Consider the following 18,742-nt stretch of genomic DNA (forward strand, 5'->3'; position numbering starts at 1 on the left):
CGGGTGAGGTCAGGTCTTCTCGGACCCCGGCGGCACTGCCGGGGCGACTTCGACCGTGGCGCCCCTCACCGCGGCGACGGTGACGCGGTCCCCGACGCCGAGCGCGGCATCCGCGATGCCCTCGCTCAGGCGCGCGGTCCACGTCTCGCCGTTGTCGAGCTTGACCGACCCCGCGCCGTCGACGAACGGTGCGACGACGCGGGCGCTCATGCCGGTCAGGGCGTCGACGTTCATGAGCACGGGGGCGGAGCTGCGGTGCAACGCCCGCAGCAGCAGTGGTCGGATCGTGAACAGCAGCAGCGCCGCGAGCGCGGCCGCCGCACCGATCTGCAGCCACCACGGTCCGCCGAGGAGGTTGACGCCCAGACCGCCGACGAGGGTGCCCGCCGCGAGCATGAGGAAGGTGAACTCGAGCGTGAGGAGCTCGATGATCACGAAGAGGAACGCCAGCGCGAGCCACAGGATCCACAGGTACTGCGTCAGATCCGGCAGCATCAGCGATCCCTTCGCCTGGTCGTGGCTCCACCGTACCAACCGTGGACGGCGGGGCGGGCGTTGATAGGGTCGACACGGCCCGCCGGACGCGTGCGGGCGCACGCACGAAGCCGATGGAGCACGCCATGACACAGCCTCTCGCCCCGGGATCCCTCGCCGGTCGCACCGCCCTCGTGACGGGCTCGTCCCGCGGCATCGGCGCCGATACCGCCCGCTACCTCGCCGAGGCCGGCGCGAACGTCGTCATCAACTACCGCAACAAGGCGCCCCGCGCCGAGAAGCTCGCCACCGAGCTGCGCGGACTGGGCGTCGAGGTGCTGGTCGTCGGCGCCGATCTGACGGACGCCGATTCGGTGCAGGCCATGTTCGATGCGGTCCGCGACGCCTTCGGCTCTCTCGATGTGCTCGTCCTCAACGCCTCCGGCGGCATGGAGGCGGGCATGGGCGAGGACTATGCACTGCAGCTCAACCGCGACGCGCAGGTCCGCGTCCTCGAGACCGCGCTGCCCCTGCTGTCCGAGGGCGCCCGCGTCGTGTTCGTCACGAGCCACCAGGCGCACTTCATCCGCACGACGCCCACCATGCCCGAGTACGAGCCGGTGGCGCTGTCAAAGCGGGCCGGCGAGGATGCCCTGCGCGAGCGCATCCCCGCCCTCGCCGAGCGCGGCATCGAGTTCGTCGTGGTGTCGGGCGACATGATCGAGGGCACGATCACGGCGACCCTGCTCGAGCGCGCCAACCCCGGCGCCATCGCCTCCCGCCGCGAGTCGGCGGGCAAGCTCTACAACGTCCAGGAGTTCGCCGCCGAGGTGGCCCGCGCCGCGCTCGAGCCCGTGCCCGACGACAACACGCGCCTGGTCGGGGACACCGGCTCGTTCGCGGGGGAGTGAGCGGGTGCGAGCACGCGACATCGAGACCCTCGTCGGCGTCGGGCGACCGGCGCTCGCCCCGGACGGCTCCTTCGCCGTGTTCGCGACCTCGCGTCCGGACATCGCCGCGAACCGTGCTGTCGGTCAGTTGTGGCGGGTCGACCTGCCGGCGGGGGAGGCGCGCCGGCTGACCCGCGGCGTGGCCGACTCCTCGCCCCGGCTGTCGCCCGACGGCTCGCGCGTGGCCTTCCTGCGCGGCGACCCGAAGAACCGCGCGCAGCTCCACGTGGTCGACGCGCGCGGCGGCGAGCCCGTGCAGGTGACGGATGCCGCACTCGGCGTCTCGGACATCGCATGGGCCCCCGATGGTCGCACCCTCGCGTTCACCGCGCGGGTCGCCGAGCACGGCCGCTACGGAACGGTCGAAGGGCTCGAGCCCGACGCCGAGTCGCCGCGCCGCATCCGCGGCGTGCGCTGGCACGCGAACGGGCTCGGGTACACCGTCGATCGCCCCTCTCACGTCTTCGCCGTCGACGCGCCCGACCCCGGTGCCGAGCCGCTCTACGATCCCGCTCCGGCGGTCACCGCCGATGGCGCGCCGAGCCCGGAGCGGACGCGAGTGCCCGCGGAGGCGAGGCAGCTGACCGAGGGCGAGCTGTCGCACAGCGGGTGCGTCTTCACCGCCGACGGCGCCGAGGTGCTCACCGTCGTGGAGGACCCGCAGCTGGAGGGCGCAGATCTCCGGGGTGAGCTGCGCGCGATCCGGCTGGACGGCAGGGGCGCACGCGTCGTGGTCGAGCGGGAGACGGGCCTGGGCATCCAGGACGTCGCGGTGGCGCCGGACGGGACCGTGGCCCTGCTCGCTCACCCCCTGGGCGACAGCGGTGTGGACTTCGTCGCCCCCGCCACCGGCCTGTGGCTGCTCGAGGCCGGCGGAGTGCGTCGCCTGACCGACAGCGAGAGCGTGGACCTGGGCGAGGTGGGCAGTCACATCTCGGTCGCCGGCGACGCGTTCCTCGTGCAGGACCGCACGCGCGGCCGCGTGCGGCTGCTGCGAGTGGAACGCTCCGGCGGCGTCCAGGAGCTCCTCGGCGGAGATGTGGAGGTGAACGGCCACGCGGCCGCCGAGGACGTGGTGGTCGCCGCGGTCGCCACCCCCGTCTCCCACGGCGAGCTCGTCCGCGTCACGGATCGCGGCGGGGTCCCTCTCACCGAGTTCGGCGCACCCGCCGCGCGCGCCGGGATCGCTGTTCCGCGTGAGCTGACCGTCGAGGGACGGGACGGCTATCCGGTGCACGGGTGGGTGGCGACACCCGAGGGCGACGGGCCGTTCCCCACGATCCTGCAGATCCACGGCGGTCCGTATGCCTCTTACGGCATACACCTGTTCGACGAGACGCAGGTCCTCGTCGACGCGGGATACGCCGTCGTGTATTGCAATCCGCGAGGCTCCGCCGGATACGGCCGGGCGCACGGGCGCAGCATCCGCACCCGCATGGGGACCCTGGACTTCGCCGACGTCATGGACTTCCTCGACGGCGCCGTCGAGGCGGATCCGCGCCTGGACGGCGCCCGCGTCGGCATCATGGGCGGTTCGTACGGCGGCTATCTGACCGCCTGGGTGATCGCGCACGACCATCGCTTCGCCGGGGCCATCGTCGAGCGCGGGTTTCTCGACCCGGTGAGCTTCCAGGGCACCAGCGACATCGGGTCGTTCTTCGGCGACGAATACGTCGGCGTGGAGCACGGTGACATCATGCGGCAGAGCCCGATGGCGGTCGTCGACGACGTCCGCACCCCGACCCTGGTGCTGCACTCGGAGCTGGACTTCCGCTGCCCCCTGGAGCAGGCCACGAGGTACTACAGCGCCCTCAAGCGCGGGGGAGTGGACGCGGAGCTGCTGGTCTTCCCGGGCGAGAATCACGAGCTGACCCGCTCAGGTCAGCCCCGCCATCGCGTGGAGCGGTTCGAGGCGGTGCTCGACTGGTGGGCGAGGCATCTGCCGGTGCGCGACGCGGTGTGAGGCGACGACACGAAGAGGGGAGGGGCCCGCGGCATGTCGCCGCAGCCCCCTCTTCGTCGTGGTGAGGAGCGTCAGACGCCCTTGCCGTACGTGAAGGCGCGGGTGATCTGGAGGATCCCGAGGACGATGAGCGAGATGCCGATCAGCCACCAGAGCACGACGGCTCCCCAGATGGGCGAGAACAGCAGCACGATGCCGGCGATGATGCTCAGGATCGCGAAGATCGTGGTCCAGACCTTCGACGGCGCGTCGCCGAGCGTCGACAGGGCCACCACGCCCTCGATGATCCACATGATGCCCACGAGGATGGCCACGAAGACCGCGAGGTAGGCGGTCGTCGCACCGAGGTTCATGTTTCCGTGGACATGACGTGCCTTTCTGTGAGTTCGCTGGGAACTTTCAGGCTGATGTTACCGCGGAAGGCGGGGGAGACCCGGGACCGAAGGTCCCGCGCGTCAGACGCCGAGCAGGAGGGTCGCTGCCAGGAGCACCGGCACGCAGCCGATCGTGGTGAGGAAGACCGTGTCGCGCGAGATGGTCTCGCCGATGCCGAACCGCTGCGAGTAGTTGAAGACGTTCTGCGCGGTCGGAAGCGCTGCCAGCACGACGACGATCAGGGTCTCCTGTGCGGAGAGCCCGAGGAGCATCGCGGCGCTCCAGGCGACGACGGGCATGACGAAGAGCTTCAAACCGGTGGCCAGCAGGATGTCGCGACGCCGTCCGCTCGGACCCAGGACGCGCTGGCCGTAGAGCGAGATCCCGTAGCTGATGAGCAGGACGGGGACGCATGCGTCGGCCACGAGTCGCGCGGGCTCCATGACGATGGCCGGCAGGTCGACCCCGGTCACCGAGACGAGCGTGCCGAGCGCCGAGCCGAGCACGATGGGATTCGCCACGGTTCGTCCGATCGTCTTCCACAGCGACGAGCGACCGGACGTGACGGCATCCAGGATCGCCATGGTGATCGGGGTGAACACGAGCAGCTGCAGCAGGATGACCGGAGCCGGGAAGGCGGCGCTGCCGAGCAGATACAGCGACAGCGGGATGCCGATGTTGTTGGAGTTCACCTGGCCGGCGCTGAGGGCCCCGATGACCACGTCGCCGGCTGGTCGGTGCCACACGAGCGTGGCCACGAGGACGTAGATCCCGAAGACGACGACGGCGGCGATGGCCGACACCGGCAGCAGTGCGGAGAAGAGCGTCCTGACGTCGGCTTCGGCCAGCACGACGAACAGCAGGAACGGCGAGAGCACGAAGAAGGTCAGCCGTGCGAGCACCGGGCGTGCGTGTTCGCCGAGCAGATCCTTCCGCCCGATGATGTAGCCCACGACGATCGCGACGCCCACCACGACGAAACCGGTGAGAGAGGCGAGCACCCTCCGAGCCTACGACCGCGCAGATCGCCTCTGAGACACGTTGCCGACACCATCGCCGATAATGCACATTATGTCATTTCATGGGAGTCCAGCCGCTGGGCACGGGTCCATCGACCTCTGCCCTCTCGCGGTCGGCCGCCGCCGACCACCCCTGCGCCTCGCCCACCGCGTCGAATCCTCCGCGGGCGACCCGGAACCCCACATCGTCCTGCGCCGTCCGCGGATCGCCGCCGCGTCTGGTCGACGCGCGCACGCTCCACGCATCGTCGGCGAAGCCGCCGCCGCGGAAGACGCGGTACTCGCCGTACCGCGCCGGGTCGAGCAGATCCCAGCACCACTCCCACACGTTGCCGAGGGTGTCGAAGAGGCCGAAGAGATTCGGATGCCGCCCGCCGACGTTCTGCGGCGAGGCCACCCCGTCGGCGCTCGTCCAGGCCACCTCGCCGAGCGGTCCGTACTGCGGGGTCGCCGACCCCGCACGACACGCGTGCTCCCATTCGGCTTCGGTCGGCAGGCGGTAGCCGTCGGCGTCGACGGACCACGTCACCTGCTCCCCCTCGAACGCGTAGGCATGGTCGAGACCTTCCCACTCCGACAGCGCGTTGCAGAAGCGGACCGCGCGCAGCCAGCTCACCTCGACGGCGGGGCGGTCGGGATGGGACGCGGTGATGCCGAGGATCTCGGCCAGCAGCTCTTCGGTGATCGGATACACCCCGATCTCGAACGGTTCGAGCGGCACCGCCCGCCGAAGACGCCGGCGGGCGTCGTGCAGCGTCACGGTGCCCCCGGGGATCCTCGCCATGGCTATGTCACGCACGGATGCACCCTACCCGCCGCTCCGCGCACGAGTGGGCGTGCGACCTCGAGCTCGCCGCTGGCGACGAGCCACTCGACGGCCTCGCGGATCGCGTGCTCCGGCTCGTAGCGGGGCGTGTAGCCGAGCCGCGTCCGAGCCTTGTCGATCGAGAACACGTGGCTGCGCGACAGATGACGCCAGCTGGTCTCCGCAGCCTCCGGCGTCGTCGCGGCGCGGAAGCCGTCCCAGTCCACACTCTCGATCCGGGCGTCGAGCCCGAACCACGCCGCGGCGTGGTGCAGGAAGCCGCGGACGCTGAGCGCCGAGGGGGCGACGATGCTGAAGTCCTCCCCTGCCGCTTCGTCGCGGCGCGCCACCGCCAGCTCGAAAGCCTGCGCGACGTCGTCGGCGTGCACGTGATGCAGCATCTCGGTGCCGATACCCGGAATCCTGATGGTCCGCCCCGCGGACAGGGCGTACCAGACGGCCGGGTCGCGATTGCCGAGCGGTCCGATCGGCTCCCATCCCGGGCCGACGATGTGACCGGGGTGCAGCGTCGTGGTCACCACTCCCCCGTCGGCGGTCTCCGCCTTCATGAGCGCGGCGATCCGACGCTTCTGGATGCCGTAGTCGTCGAGGGGCGCCTCGGCGGCGCCGGCATCATCCTCACGGATGGGGAGCTTGCGGCTCACGCCTTCCCGCCAGATCGAGCCGCAGTGGACGAGGTGACCGGTGTGCCCGCGCACACCGTCGAGCAGGGCCGATGCCGATTCCTCGGTGAAGCAGATGAGGTCGACCACCGCATCGGGACGCTGTGAGACGACCGTCCGGGCGAAGGTCCCGGCGCGATCCTCCTCGGCGCGATCGACGCGCATCTGGTGGACGTCCCGCCACTCCTCGTCGTCCCGGTATCCCGTCGCGCCCTGTCGGCTGATGTTGACGACGTCGTGGCCCGCGCGGATCAGGCGCGGGATCAGATAGGTGCCGATGTGTCCGCTGCCGCCGATGACGACGATTCTCATGACGCTCCGATCGCGGGTCGCGCGCGTGACGAGGGGGCGACGCCACGGTCGGCGTCGCCCCCTCGAGGCGTGGTCGGGAGGGTCAGAGACCCGTGGTGTCGTCGGTGGTGCTCGTGCGCTGTCGCGTCACGCGCTGGTTGGTGGCGGGGTCGATCTCCGTGCGGGACACGCTCTCGCTCTGACGACGACGCAGCATCAGGATGAGACCGATGAGGAAGACGACGACTCCGGCACCCATCAGGATGTAGCCGATCAGGTCGAGGTTCACCGCCTCGACCTCGACGTTCACAGCGAACGTGAGGATCGCTCCGATGACGAACAGGACGATTCCGGTTCCAATGCTCATGCGAGGTTCCTTTCCGGGGCGGCGGGTGTGCTCCCCTGGGCTCGAGACGCTCTCGCGCCTCATCGGCAGGATGACAGTACCGCGCGTCTCGCGCACGGGCTTGACAGCCACCGAGTCCGTGTGATCGGCGTGTCGGGGGTGCGGCGTACGATCGCGACATGGCTGCTGCTCCCCCGCGCGTCGTCTTCCAGACGGCGACGACACTCGACGGCTATCTCGCCGATGATCAGGATTCCCTCGAGTGGCTGTTCGCCGTTCCCGGCGCCGACCAGGCCGAGGCCGGCATCGACGACTTCCTCGCGCAGGTGAGTGTCATCGTCATGGGCTCGACCACGTTCGAGTGGGTCGTCGCCCACGAGAAGCTGCGCGAGCATCCGGAGCGGTGGACGGCGATGTACGGCGCGCGGCCGACCTTCGTCTTCTCGACGCGGCCGCAGCCGGAGCTCGGCGGATCCGACATCCGCGCGCGCTCCGGCGCCGTGCGAGACGTCTGGGCCGAGATCGAGGATGCCGCGCAGGGCGGCCTCGTGTGGCTGGTGGGCGGCGGCGATCTCGTCGGGCAGTTCGCCGACGTGGGCCGCCTGGACGAGGTGCGCGTGTCGATCGCGCCGGTGACGCTGGGCGGCGGCAGGCCGCTTCTCCCCCGTCGACTGGACTCCACCAGGCTGCGCCTCGAGTCCGTGGGGCGTACCGGGCAGTTCGCCGAGCTCGTCTATTCCGTCGCGCCGCTCGGCGGCACCTGAGCCCAGACCGGGTGCTTGGCCGCCCGACCGTCGCCGGAAGACGTGCCCGTCAGTCGGCGCCTCACCCAGGGGCCGACGTGCTCGCGGTAGTAGGCGCTTCCCTGCACGCCTGCCAGAGGGAGCTCCGGAAGCGACCACCACCCTGCCGGTGCAGGCATCCCCAGCGCTTCGAGCACGCGCGCGGCCACCCGATGGTGCCCTCGGCTGTTCATGTGCAGGCGGTCAGCCGACCAGTACGGCGGGCTCGAGAGCTCGCGATCCGGCCAGTTGAACGCGCGCACGACGTCGTCGCGGTCGGCGATCGCCGCTGTGACCGCGACCGAGAGCAGGTCCCCTCTGCGCTGGATCACCCGGCTGAGGGGAAGCTGTCCCGACGGATTCGCGCCCGACAGCAGGATGAGGGTGACGCCCTCCTCATCGCAGCGTCTCAGCACGTGGGTGAAAGCCGAGACCACGCGGGAGATGCTGGTGCGCGGGCGCAGCATGTCGTTGCCGCCCCCGTTGAACGACAGGTGCGTCGGTCGAAGTGCCAGCGCCGGCTCGAGCTGCTCTTCGACGATCGGCCAGACGAGCTTGCCGCGGATGGCCAGATTGGCGTACGAGACGGGGTGCTCCGCGGCATCCGCCCAACCCTGCGCCACGAGGTCGGCCCATCCCCGAACCCTGCCGTCAGGGAGCTCGTCGCCGACCCCTTCCGTGAAGGAGTCCCCTATCGCGACGTACCGGACCTCTTCCACTCGACCAGCGTAATCGCCGCCGATGGTGCGGCGGTCAGCGCTCGTCGAGGGCCAGGCCACGCCGGTCGACCAGACCCCATGCGGCGGCGGCGGCGATGGCGAAGAAGACGGCGAACACGATGAACAGCACCGGCGCGCCGCCGAGCATCAGCAGGGGCGGCACCGTCAGGGGCGCGACGATCGACGCGATGCGCCCGACGCCCGCCGCCCAACCCGATCCGGTCGCGCGCAGTGAGGTGGGGTACATCTCGGGCGTCACCGCGTACAGGGCTCCCCAGGCGCCCAGGTTGAAGAAGCTGAGCGCCATGCCCGCGCCGATCACCGCCGACTCGGTCGTCGCGGTCCCGAAGAACACCGCCGAGACTGCCGAGCCCACGAGGAACACCGACAGGGTGAGCCGCCTCCCCCATACTTCGATCAGCCACGCGGCCACGGCGTAGCCGGGAAGCTGTGCGAGGGTGATGACGAGCGTGAAGCCGAACGAGCGCACGAGGTCGTACCCCTGCGAGACGAGGATCGAGGGGATCCAGATGAAGGCCCCGTAATACGAGAAGTTGACGCAGAACCACACGAGCCACAGCGCCGCCGTCCGCAGCCGGAACTCCGGCGACCAGAGGGCGCCGAGCCGCTCGCGGGCCGTCGTCGCGGCCGGCTCCGCTGCGGCCGGCACGACCCGTCGCGACCGGGATGCCGTCAGCGACGCCGACTCCTCCAGTGAGCGGACGATGCGCTCGGCCTCCTCGTGGCGACCGCGGCGAGCCAGCCAGCGCGGCGACTCGGGCAGCCCCCAGCGCACGACGAGTGCGTACGCGGCGGGGATCGCTCCCAGCGCGAACGCCCACCGCCACCCGTCGTCGGATGCCGGGATCACGAGGAAGCCGATGAGCGCCGCCGCCGTCCATCCCACCGCCCAGAACGCCTCGAGGATGACGATCAGCCGGCCGCGCATCCGCGCGGGCGCGAACTCGCTCACGTATGTGGAGGCGACCGGAAGCTCGGCGCCGAGGCCGAGTCCGACGAAGAAGCGCAGCACGAGCAGCAGAGCCAGTCCGCCCACGAGCGCGCTGGCACCCGTGGCCAGGCCGTAGATGAGGAGTGTGAGGGCGAACACCTGCCGGCGGCCGATGCGGTCGGCGAGCAGCCCCCCGATCGTCGCCCCGATCGCCATCCCGACGAAGCCGATCGACGCGATCCACGAGGTCTCCGCGGGCGCGAGCTCCCACTGCACCGCGAGCGCGGCGATGATGAACGAGATCAGGCCGACGTCCATCGCATCCAGCGCCCACCCGACGCCCGACCCGGTCAGGACCTTCGCGTGGCGGCGGGTGAAGGGAAGGCGATCCAGGCGCTCTGAAAGCGTCGCTTCGCCGGTGGCGGCATCCGTCGTCATATCGGTCATGCTACGGAACCGCCGCCGCCGGCGTCGGTCACGAGAGCATGTCGCGCACCAGCGGCGCCACCTCGGTGCCGTAGAGCTCGATCGAGCGCATCATCTTGGCGTGCGACAGCGTGCCGGTCGAGAACTTCATGTCGAAGCGGTCGGCCCCCAGCGTCGTCACGGTGGCGGCGATCTTGCGGGCGACGGTCTGGGGCGAGCCGACGTACAGGGCGCCCTCGGGGCCGACGTCGTGCTGGAACCGCAGGCGATTGTAGGGAGGCCATCCGCGCTCGCGCCCGATCGTGTTGTTCATCGCCTCGAACCCGGCGTAGGCCTCCTCCCACGCCTGCTGGTCCGATTCGGCGATGTGGCCGGGCGAGTGGACGCCGACCGGCAGCGCGTCCCTGCCGAGACTGGCGAGCGACCGCCGGAACAGGTCGGCGAAGGGACGGAAGCGCTCGGCCGGTCCACCGATGATCGCGAGCATCAGCCCGTAGCCGTGTCGCGCCGCACGGACGACGGACTCCGGAGTGCCGCCGACTCCCACCCACGCCGGGAAGCCGGACGCGGTCTTCGGGTACACGTCGGCGCTCTCGAGCGGCGGGCGCACCGAGCCCTGCCATGTCACCGGCTTCTCGTCACGCAGCCGGGAGAAGAGTTCCAGCTTCTCGTCGAAGAGGGTCTCGTAGTCGCGGAGGTCGTAGCCGAACAGCGGGAACGACTCGATGAACGAACCGCGACCGAGGATGATCTCCGCGCGCCCGTTCGAGACGGCATCGAGGGTGGCGAACCGCTCGTAGACGCGCACCGGATCGTCGCTCGAGAGCACGGTCACCGCCGTGCCGAGACGGATGTTCCGGGTGCGCGATGCGGCCGCGGCCAGCACGATCTCGGGGCTCGACACCGCGAACTCGCGACGGTGGTGCTCCCCCACCCCGAAGAAGGCCAGACCCACCTCATCGGCGAGCACCGCCTCGTCGACGACGTGGCGGATCGTCTGCGCGTGCGAGACGAGCTGCCCCGCCTCGTCGAGGGTCACGTCGCCGAAGGTGTCGAGCCCCAGCTCGACAAGGGGCTGCGGGGCGGGTGTCGGAGCGGCTGAAGCGGTCATGCGGACTTCCCTATTCACGTGAATGGATTCGGTCACAGGCGTGAACCCCGACGCCGCACGTGGCATTCCCGCACCCCATCGGCGTACCGTTTCGCCCATGGCCATCTTCGTCGATCGGGCCGCGGCCGGGCGGGAGCTCGCAGCGGTGCTGGAGCCCTATCGCGGTGTCGCGGCCCGGGTGTTCGGCATACCCCGCGGCGGTGTGGTCGTCGCCGCGGAGGTGGCCCGTCACCTGGGGATGCCGCTGCGCGCGGTGGTGGTCCGAAAGTTGGGAGCGCCGGGCCACGAGGAGTTCGCCGTGGGAGCGATCGCCGAGGGCGTGCGCGTGATCAGCGACGAGGCGCTCCGCCGTGATCGCATTCCGCCGGATGAGCTGGCGGAGGTCGAGCAACGGGAACGACGGGAGCTGGCGAGGCGAGGTGGGCTCTTCGCGAGCCAGGTCGAGCCGCTCGACGGTCTCACCGCGATCGTCGTGGACGACGGCATCGCCACCGGTGCCACCGCCGAGGCGGCATGCCGGGCGCTGCGCGCGCGGGGCGCGGCGACGATCGTCTTGGCGGTCCCCATCGCCCCGGCCCGCTGGGAGCCCGCCCCCGATGTCGTCGACACGTACGTCTGCCCGCACCGGATGCCGGAGTTCTGGGCTGTCGGCGCCTTCTATGCCGACTTCACCCAGACCGAGGACGCCGAGGTCGCCGCCCTGCTGGACGGTGACCTCGGCGTCGATCGCTGACGGTTCCGACAGGCTCAGCGCACGAGCGCGGTGCGCAGCGTGTCCAGTCCCACACCGCCCACGTCGAGGGCGCGCTTGTGGAACTGCTTGATCGAGAACGACGCGCCCTCGCGCTCGGCGACCTCGTCGCGCAGCTGCTCCCAGATGCGCTGGCCGACCTTGTACGAGGGGGCCTGACCGGGCCAGCCCAGGTAGCGGTTGACCTCGAAGCGCACGAACTCCTCGGGCATGTTGACGTTCGCGAGCATGAACTGCAGCGCGTAATCGGCGTCCCAGACGCCGCTGCCGTCGGGACGCGGCTTCTCGAGGTGAACGCCGATGTCGAGGACGACGCGGGCGGCGCGCATCCGCTGGCCGTCCAGCATGCCCAGGCGGTCGGCGGGGTCGTCGAGGTAGCCGAGCTGCTGCATGAGACGCTCGGCGTACAGCGCCCAGCCCTCGGCGTGGCCACTCGTGCCGGCCAGCAGCCGACGCCACGAGTTGAGCTGCGCGCGGTTGTAGACGGCCTGCGCGATCTGGAGGTGATGACCCGGCACCCCCTCGTGGTAGACGGTCGTGAGCTCGCGCCAGGTGTCGAACTCGGTGACGCCCTCGGGCACCGACCACCACATCCGTCCGGGGCGCGAGAAATCGTCGGTCGGACCCGTGTAGTAGATGCCGCCCTCGTTGGTGGGCGCGATCATGCACTCCAGACGCCGGATCGGATCCGCGATGTCGAAGTGGGTGCGTCCCAGCTCGGCGACGGCGCGGTCGCTGGTCTCCTGCATCCACTTCTGCAGTGCCTCGGTGCCGTGGAGCTTGTGGGAGGGATCCTGCTCGAGGAAGGCCACCGCCTCTTCGACGGACGCGCCCGGCTTGATCTCATCGGCGATCGCCTCCTGCTCGGCGACCATTCGCGCGAGTTCTTCGATGCCCCATTCATAGGTTTCGTCGAGATCGATGGTGGCCCCGAGGAACCGACGCGAATGCAGTGCGTACAGCTCGCGACCGACGGCGTCCTTCTCTCCGGCGACCGGGGCGAGCTCACCGCGCAGCATGTCGGCGAGCTCGTCATAGGCCACGCGGGCGGCGTTGGCGTTGTCGGCCAGGTCGCGCGCGAGCGCCGCCGGCAGCTGACCCTCTGCGGGCGCGGCATCTCCGGCGAACTGCGCGAAGAAGCCCGCCTTCGCGGTGTACCGCGCGATCTGCGTGACGACCTCCTCCACCTGGCGGCGCGCGGGCACGATGCCTTCGCCCATGCCGGTGCGCAGGGTCTCGACATAGCCGTCGACGGCCGCCGGCAGCGCATGGAGGCGCTCCGAGATGACCGACCAGTCGTCGGTGGTCGCCGTCGGCATCAGATCGAAGACGGCGCGCAGGTCCTGCGCGGGACTGGCGATGACGTTGAGGTCGCGCAGGTGCCAGCGCGCCTCATGCAGCTCGAGGGCGAGATCCAGTTCGCGCGTCAGGTCGGCTTTGGTGACGACATCGATGTCGTCGGTCGTGGGCGCATCGCGCAGCGCGTCACGGGTGCGGCGCGCGGCCTCGGCGAGGTGTTCGTGGCCGGCGGGCGACGTGTCACCGAATCGGCCGTTGTGCTCGAAGCGGCCGATGTAGGTGGCGACCGTCGGCTCGAGTTCGGCAAGAGTGTCCACCCACGCGTCGGCGATCGTGTCGACCGGCGTGGGAATGCGGGAGGCATCAGTCATCCCTCGAGCCTAAACCGGCCCGGGCGCTCGAGCGAGGTGCGGGACCGGTCCGGAATCAGTGTCCTGCCTCGTTCCAGTCGCCACCGCGCCCGATCTGCACGTCGAGCGGAACCGACAGCGCCGCGGCATCTCCCATCCGATCCCGGACGACCTGCTCGGCGGCGTCCCACTCCCCCGGGGCGACCTCGACGACCAGTTCGTCGTGGATCTGCATGAGCACGCGGGACGCCAGGCCCTGGGCGGCGAAGTCGTCGTGGATGTGCACGAGCGCGATCTTCATGATGTCGGCGGCGCTGCCCTGGATGGGTGCGTTGAGCGCGGCGCGCTCTGCGTTCTCGCGCAGAACCCGGTTGGGGCTCGCGAGGTCCGGGAACGGCCGGCGGCGTCCGAAGATGGTCTCGGTGTACCCGTCGATGCGCGCCTGCTCGACCGAGGAGCGCAAGTAGTCCCTCACCGCGCCGAAGCGCGCGAAGTACTCCATCATGAGCTGCTTGGCCTCGGACTGATCGATGCGCAGCTGCTTGGACAGGCCGAACGCCGACAGACCGTAGACCAGCCCGTAAGACATCGCCTTGACCTTCGTGCGCATGGCGGCGGTGACGTCCTCGGGGGCGACGCCGAAGACACGTGCGCCGACGAACCGGTGCAGGTCCTCGCCGGAGTTGAAGGCCTCGATGAGTCCCGGATCCTCGGACAGGTGCGCCATGATGCGCATCTCGATCTGGGAGTAGTCGGCGGTCAGCAGCGTCTCGTAGCCCGCGCCGACTTCGAAGGCCGCGCGGATCCGACGGCTCTCCTCCGTCCGCACCGGGATGTTCTGCAGGTTGGGATCCGTGCTCGACAGACGTCCGGTCTGGCTTCCGGTCTGGACGTAGGTGGTGTGGATGCGGCCGTCGTCGCGGATCGATGTGTCGAGCGACTCGATGATCTGCCGGAGCTTGGTCGCCTCGCGATGCTGTAGCAGCAGATCGAGGAAGGGGTGGGGTGCGGTCTCCTGGAGGTCGGCGAGGACGGCGGCATCCGTGGAATACCCGGTCTTGGTCTTGCGCGTCTTCGGCAGCTGCAGCTCTCCGAACAGCACCTCCTGGAGCTGCTTCGGGGAGCCGAGGTTCACTTCGCGGCCGATGGCCGCGAAGGCGCGCTGCGCGATCCCGTCGGCGCGCTCCGCGAGATCGGCCGAGAACGCCGAGAGCTTCCCGTGCGAGACGGCGACTCCCGCCAGCTCCATGTCGGCCAGCGCCATGAGGGTCGGCAGCTCGATCTCGCGCAGGACGACGGCGACCGCGTCGGGGAGTTCTGCGCGCAGCGCCTCGGTCACGCGGAGTGCGAACCAGGCGAGCTGTCCCGGTGTCGCGCCCTCGGTCTCGGGCACGAGCTGCGTCGGATCCGCCTCGGGGAGCTTCTCGTCGAGATACCGATCCACGAGATCGGCCAGCGTTCTGTCGGGGAAGCTCGGCCGCAGCAGCCACCCCGCCAGGATGGGGTCGAACGCGAGCCCTCCGATCGGAAGGCCCACTCGGCGAAGCGCCTTCACCTGGTTCTTGGCATCGCTGAGGATCTTCGGGGCCGGACCCGCCAGCCAGGATCCGAGCGCCGCGGACACCTCGTCGCTCCAGTCCGCCTCGGCCGCGGCATCCAGAGTGGCGACGCCGATGCGCCGGGGAGCGCCGCCCTCGACGACGAGGCTGATCGCGACCTCGCCGTCGGCGGACTCCACCCAGGTCGCGAGCTCCGCGGGAGTCACCTGGGCCGGCGCCGGCATCGGCTTCGCCGGACCCGCGGTGGAGGGCGCCATCGCCTCGTCGACCCCGGCGGCCTCGAACACGCGCGGCAGCAGCGTGCGGAACTCCAGCCGGGCGAAGATCTCGCGCACGGCCTGCGCGTCGATCGGGCGCACCAGCAGGTCGGCCGGTCCGACGGGCAGCTCCACGTCGGTCAGCAAGCGGTTGAGCGCTCGGTTGCGGCGGACATCGTCGAGGTGTTCGCGGAGGTTTCCCCCGACGACGCCCTTGATCTCGTCGGAGCGCGACAGCAGCTCGTCGAGGGACCCGAACTGCGTCAGCCACTTCACCGCCGTCTTCTCGCCCACCTTGGGCACGCCGGGCAGGTTGTCGCTGGTCTCGCCCACGAGAGCGGCGATGTCGGGGTACTGCGCGGGCGGCAGACCGTACTTCTCGAGGACCGCCGCGGGGTCGTACCGCTTGAGCTGCGACACACCCTGCACGTTCGGGTAGAGCAGCGTGACGTCGTCGGTGACGAGCTGGATGGTGTCGCGGTCGCCCGAGCAGACGAGGACCCGGAACCCCTGCTCGGCAGCCTGGGTGGCGAGGGTGGCGAGGATGTCGTCGGCCTCGATGTCCTCCTTCTGCAGCACGGGGATGCTCATGGCGGCCAGACAGTCCTGCAGCAGCGGGATCTGCCCCTTGAACTCCGACGGCGTCTCGGAGCGGTTGGCCTTGTACTCGCTGTACTCGCGGGTGCGGAAAGACTGCCGCGACGTGTCGAACGCGACCGCCATGTGGGTCGGCTTCTCGGCCTTGATGAGGTTGACGAGCATGGCCAGGAACCCGTAGATGCCGTTGGTGTGCTGGCCGTCCTTCGTCGAGAAGTTGTCGACGGGGAGAGCGTAGAAAGCCCGGTACGCGAGCGAGTGGCCGTCGACGACGAGGAGGGTAGGCTTTGCGGAGTCCGTCACCCCGACAGCCTAGTCGGGGCCTTCGACAGCCCTGTCCCGGTCGATCCCGAAGGTGCGCCATGCCCGAGAACCCACCCGCCGACGCCGACGGTCTGGAGTGGGCATCGCGCCGCGGCATGGGTGCGCTTGCCGAGCGGATGGGGATGGCGTTCACCGAGTTCTCGGTGGAGCGGTGCGTCGCGACCATGCCGGTCGAGGGGAACACCCAGCCGGTCGGCCTCATGCACGGTGGTGCGTACGTCGTCCTCGGCGAGTCCCTCGGCTCGATGGCGGCGAACCTGCACGCGGGTCCCGGGCGACTCGCGGTCGGAGTCGACATCAACGCGACGCACACGCGCTCGGCGACGTCGGGTGTGGTGACCGGGGTGTGCACGCCGGTGCACCTCGGCCGCACCATCACCGTGCACGAGATCGTCGTGACCGACGATCAGGGCAGGCGCTGCTCGACCATCCGCATCACCAACCACATTCGCGTCATGCCCCGGGAATGACAGAGCGGATGCCGGAGGTTCCGGCATCCGCTCATCGTCGACGCTCGGGTGTCAGCCCTTCTTGGGCGCGAGCTGTTCGATGATGGCCTTGGCGACGTCCTGCATGGTGAGACGGCGATCCATCGACGCCTTCTGGATCCAGCGGAAGGCCTCGGGCTCGCTCAAGCCCATCTTCTCGTTGAGGAGGCCCTTGGCACGGTCCACGAGCTTGCGGGTCTCGAACCGCTCGACCATGTCGGCGACCTCGGCCTCGAGGGTGATGATCTGCTCGTAGCGGGCCAGGGCGATCTCGATCGCCGGCAGCAGGTCGTTGGGGGTGAAGGGCTTGACCACGTAGGCCAGGGCCCCTGCCTCGCTCGCCCGCTCGACGAGCTCCTTCTGGCTGAAGGCGGTGAGCAGCACGACCGGTGCGACGTGGTTCTTGCTGAGCTTCTCGGCCGCCGAGATGCCGTCGAGCTGGGGCATCTTGACGTCCATGATGACGAGGTCCGGACGCAGCTCGGTGGCCAGCTGGACCGCGGTCTCGCCGTCGCCGGCTTCTCCGACGACGTCGAAGCCGTTGTCGCGGAGGATCTCGACGATGTCGAGGCGGATCAGCGACTCGTCCTCTGCAACGACGACGCGACGAGGTGTCGAAGGGGCTGCGGGGACGTTCTGCTCTTGCTCGGTCACCATTGAATCCTACGGTATGGTCAATCGCGGACGTGCCCGGCCGGTGTGGCGGAATGGCAGACGCGACCGACTCAAACTCGGTTGCCCGAAAGGGCGTGTGGGTTCGACTCCCACCACCGGTACGACCAGAGCGGCGCCTTGCCGTGTACCGCGTCTCCGACCTTGTGGATGCGGATGTCGTTAGTCGAGCCGATGATTCCTGGAGGGGAACCCGAGATCACGACGACCTTGTCGCCCACCTTGGCCAGGTCGTTCGACAGCAGGTAGTCGTCCACCTGGATGAACATCAGATCGGTGTGCGCGACGTGCTCGACGAGCGTCGACTGCACGCCCCAGGTCACCGCCATGCGGCGACGGATAGCGGGCTCCGGTGCGAAGCCGATCATCGGGATGTGCGGACGCAGCCGCGACATCCGGCGGGCGGTGTCGCCGGACTCGGTGAAGATGCAGAGGTACTTGGCCTCGACGAACTCCGCCACCTCCATCGCGGCGAGGGTGATCGCGCCACCCTGCGTGCGCGGCTTGGTGGTGAGCGGGGCGATGCGCTCGAGACCGTGCTCTTCGGTGGACTCGATGATGCGCGCCATGGTCTCGACGACGATGACGGGGTACTCCCCCACGCTCGTCTCGCCGGACAGCATGACCGCGTCGGCGCCGTCGAGGACGGCGTTGGCGACGTCGCTGGTCTCGGCGCGGGTGGGCACCGGACTGTTGATCATCGACTCGAGCATCTGCGTCGCGACGATGACGGGCTTGGCCATGCGCCGGCAGAGCTCCACCGCGCGCTTCTGCACGATCGGCACCGCTTCGAGGGGCAGCTCGACGCCGAGGTCGCCGCGGGCGACCATGATGCCGTCGAACGCGTCGATGATCTCTTCGAGGTTGTCGACCGCCTGCGGCTTCTCGATCTTGGCGATCACCGGGACGTGACGTCCCTCCTCGGCCATGATGACGTGCACCCGCTGCACGTCCTTCGCGCTCCGGACGAACGAGAGCGCGATGAGGTCCGCACCCGCCTGGAGGCCCCAGCGCAGATCCGCTTCGTCCTTCTCCGACAGAGCGGGGACGTTCACGGCGACGCCGGGAAGGTTGATCCCCTTGTTGTTGGAGACCGGACCGCCGACGATGACCTTCGTGGTCACGACCGTTCCGTCGGATTCCACGACCTCGACACGGACCTTGCCGTCGTCGATCAGGAGGGTGTCGCCGGGCTTGACGTCCTGCGGCAGTCCCTTGAACGTGGTCGAGCAGATCTCCTTGGTGCCGGGGATGTCCTCGACGGTGATCTTGAAGATGTCGCCCTCGGCGAGCTCGTGGGGTCCGTCGGCGAAGCGGCCGAGGCGGATCTTCGGACCCTGCAGGTCCACGAGCACCGCCACGGCGCGTCCGGCGTCATCTGCCGCCTTGCGGACGTTGGCGAAGTTGTTCTCGTGGACCGAGTAGTCCCCGTGGCTGAGGTTGAAGCGGGCGACATCCACTCCGGCGTCGATGATGGCTCGCACCATCTCATACGTCGAAGTCGCGGGGCCCAGGGTGGCGACGATCTTGGCGCGTCTCATTCCGTGCT

At 69.8% G+C, this 18,742-nt stretch carries 17 protein-coding genes, 1 tRNA gene and 1 pseudogene; 6 read left to right on the forward strand and 13 right to left on the reverse strand.

The features are described 5' to 3' along the window. Nucleotides 1-9: 9 nt before the first annotated feature. Nucleotides 10-495, reverse strand: a complete 486-nt coding sequence (locus tag Q9S36_RS13875; protein ID WP_311285624.1) for an NfeD family protein — start codon at nt 493-495, stop codon at nt 10-12. Between the two features lie 125 nt (nt 496-620). On the opposite strand from Q9S36_RS13875, the gene Q9S36_RS13880 reads away from it, so the two are divergent. Together Q9S36_RS13880 and Q9S36_RS13885 are read left to right on the forward strand one after the other, a co-directional pair. Next, a complete protein-coding gene (locus Q9S36_RS13880; RefSeq protein WP_311285625.1) occupies nt 621-1,385 on the forward strand; it encodes an SDR family oxidoreductase in 765 nt (254 codons plus the stop codon). A 4-nt stretch (nt 1,386-1,389) separates the two neighbouring features. After that, on the forward strand, nt 1,390-3,387 hold the full coding sequence (locus Q9S36_RS13885) for a S9 family peptidase (RefSeq protein WP_311285626.1): 1,998 nt from the start codon (nt 1,390-1,392) through the stop codon (nt 3,385-3,387). A gap of 71 nt (nt 3,388-3,458) precedes the next feature. Here the strand turns inward: Q9S36_RS13885 and Q9S36_RS13890 are convergent, their stop codons facing one another. The 5 genes from Q9S36_RS13890 to Q9S36_RS13910 all read right to left on the reverse strand — a co-directional run bounded on the left by Q9S36_RS13890 (nt 3,459) and on the right by Q9S36_RS13910 (nt 6,927). Further along, nucleotides 3,459-3,740 (reverse strand): DUF308 domain-containing protein, encoded by a 282-nt coding sequence (locus tag Q9S36_RS13890; RefSeq protein WP_311285627.1) that lies wholly within the window; start codon nt 3,738-3,740, stop codon nt 3,459-3,461. A 102-nt stretch (nt 3,741-3,842) separates the two neighbouring features. Beyond that, nucleotides 3,843-4,763, reverse strand: coding sequence for an AEC family transporter (locus Q9S36_RS13895; RefSeq protein WP_311285628.1), 921 nt, complete (start codon nt 4,761-4,763; stop codon nt 3,843-3,845). A gap of 73 nt (nt 4,764-4,836) precedes the next feature. Next, complete coding sequence (locus tag Q9S36_RS13900; RefSeq protein WP_396653780.1) at nt 4,837-5,565, reverse strand: formylglycine-generating enzyme family protein; 729 nt, start codon at nt 5,563-5,565, stop codon at nt 4,837-4,839. A 2-nt stretch (nt 5,566-5,567) separates the two neighbouring features. Further along, the gene (locus Q9S36_RS13905) at nt 5,568-6,581 is read right to left on the reverse strand and encodes an NAD(P)-dependent oxidoreductase (protein WP_311285630.1); all 1,014 of its coding nucleotides are present in this window, start codon (nt 6,579-6,581) and stop codon (nt 5,568-5,570) included. Nucleotides 6,582-6,663: 82 nt separating this feature from the next. Continuing rightward, nucleotides 6,664-6,927: a DUF6458 family protein gene (locus tag Q9S36_RS13910; protein ID WP_251449615.1), complete on the reverse strand. Its 264-nt coding sequence runs from the start codon at nt 6,925-6,927 to the stop codon at nt 6,664-6,666. Nucleotides 6,928-7,085: 158 nt separating this feature from the next. Here Q9S36_RS13910 and Q9S36_RS13915 point away from each other — a divergent pair, with 158 nt between their 5' ends. Beyond that, nucleotides 7,086-7,670, forward strand: a complete 585-nt coding sequence (locus Q9S36_RS13915; protein ID WP_311285631.1) for a dihydrofolate reductase family protein — start codon at nt 7,086-7,088, stop codon at nt 7,668-7,670. Here the strand turns inward: Q9S36_RS13915 and Q9S36_RS13920 are convergent. From Q9S36_RS13920 to Q9S36_RS13930, 3 genes are read right to left on the reverse strand one after another with little or no spacing between them, the layout of a single operon-like run. Then, a complete protein-coding gene (locus Q9S36_RS13920) occupies nt 7,640-8,407 on the reverse strand; it encodes an SGNH/GDSL hydrolase family protein (RefSeq protein ID WP_311285632.1) in 768 nt (255 codons plus the stop codon). The genes Q9S36_RS13915 and Q9S36_RS13920 overlap by 31 nt on opposite strands. Before the next feature lie 34 nt (nt 8,408-8,441). Further along, a complete protein-coding gene (locus tag Q9S36_RS13925) occupies nt 8,442-9,797 on the reverse strand; it encodes an MFS transporter (RefSeq protein ID WP_311285885.1) in 1,356 nt (451 codons plus the stop codon). Nucleotides 9,798-9,834: 37 nt separating this feature from the next. Continuing rightward, nucleotides 9,835-10,896: an LLM class flavin-dependent oxidoreductase gene (locus Q9S36_RS13930; RefSeq protein ID WP_311285633.1), complete on the reverse strand. Its 1,062-nt coding sequence runs from the start codon at nt 10,894-10,896 to the stop codon at nt 9,835-9,837. 97 nt (nt 10,897-10,993) lie between these two features. Here Q9S36_RS13930 and Q9S36_RS13935 point away from each other — a divergent pair, with 97 nt between their 5' ends. After that, nucleotides 10,994-11,629 carry a phosphoribosyltransferase family protein gene (locus tag Q9S36_RS13935; RefSeq protein WP_311285634.1) on the forward strand — a complete coding sequence of 212 codons (636 nt, stop codon included), beginning with the start codon at nt 10,994-10,996 and terminating at the stop codon, nt 11,627-11,629. A 14-nt stretch (nt 11,630-11,643) separates the two neighbouring features. Here Q9S36_RS13935 and Q9S36_RS13940 read toward each other — a convergent pair whose 3' ends face one another. Together Q9S36_RS13940 and polA are read right to left on the reverse strand one after the other, a co-directional pair. After that, nucleotides 11,644-13,317 (reverse strand): DUF885 domain-containing protein, encoded by a 1,674-nt coding sequence (locus Q9S36_RS13940; RefSeq protein WP_311285635.1) that lies wholly within the window; start codon nt 13,315-13,317, stop codon nt 11,644-11,646. Between the two features lie 55 nt (nt 13,318-13,372). Further along, nucleotides 13,373-16,012, reverse strand: a complete 2,640-nt coding sequence (gene polA / locus Q9S36_RS13945) for a DNA polymerase I (protein WP_311285636.1) — start codon at nt 16,010-16,012, stop codon at nt 13,373-13,375. 59 nt (nt 16,013-16,071) lie between these two features. Here polA and Q9S36_RS13950 point away from each other — a divergent pair, with 59 nt between their 5' ends. Continuing rightward, nucleotides 16,072-16,503, forward strand: a complete 432-nt coding sequence (locus Q9S36_RS13950) for a hotdog fold thioesterase (RefSeq protein ID WP_311285637.1) — start codon at nt 16,072-16,074, stop codon at nt 16,501-16,503. A 51-nt stretch (nt 16,504-16,554) separates the two neighbouring features. On the opposite strand, the gene Q9S36_RS13955 is transcribed toward Q9S36_RS13950, so the two are convergent. After that, complete coding sequence (locus tag Q9S36_RS13955; RefSeq protein ID WP_251449622.1) at nt 16,555-17,178, reverse strand: ANTAR domain-containing response regulator; 624 nt, start codon at nt 17,176-17,178, stop codon at nt 16,555-16,557. Between the two features lie 36 nt (nt 17,179-17,214). Between Q9S36_RS13955 and Q9S36_RS13960 the strand changes: the two genes are divergently transcribed. Next, nucleotides 17,215-17,297, forward strand: a tRNA-Leu gene (locus Q9S36_RS13960). 3 nt (nt 17,298-17,300) lie between these two features. Here Q9S36_RS13960 and pyk read toward each other — a convergent pair. Continuing rightward, nucleotides 17,301-18,734 (reverse strand): annotated as a pseudogene (pyk, locus tag Q9S36_RS13965) (pyruvate kinase); the annotation flags it as partial. Between the last annotated feature and the right edge of the window lie 8 nt (nt 18,735-18,742).

Source organism: Microbacterium sp. ARD31, assembly GCF_031844425.1.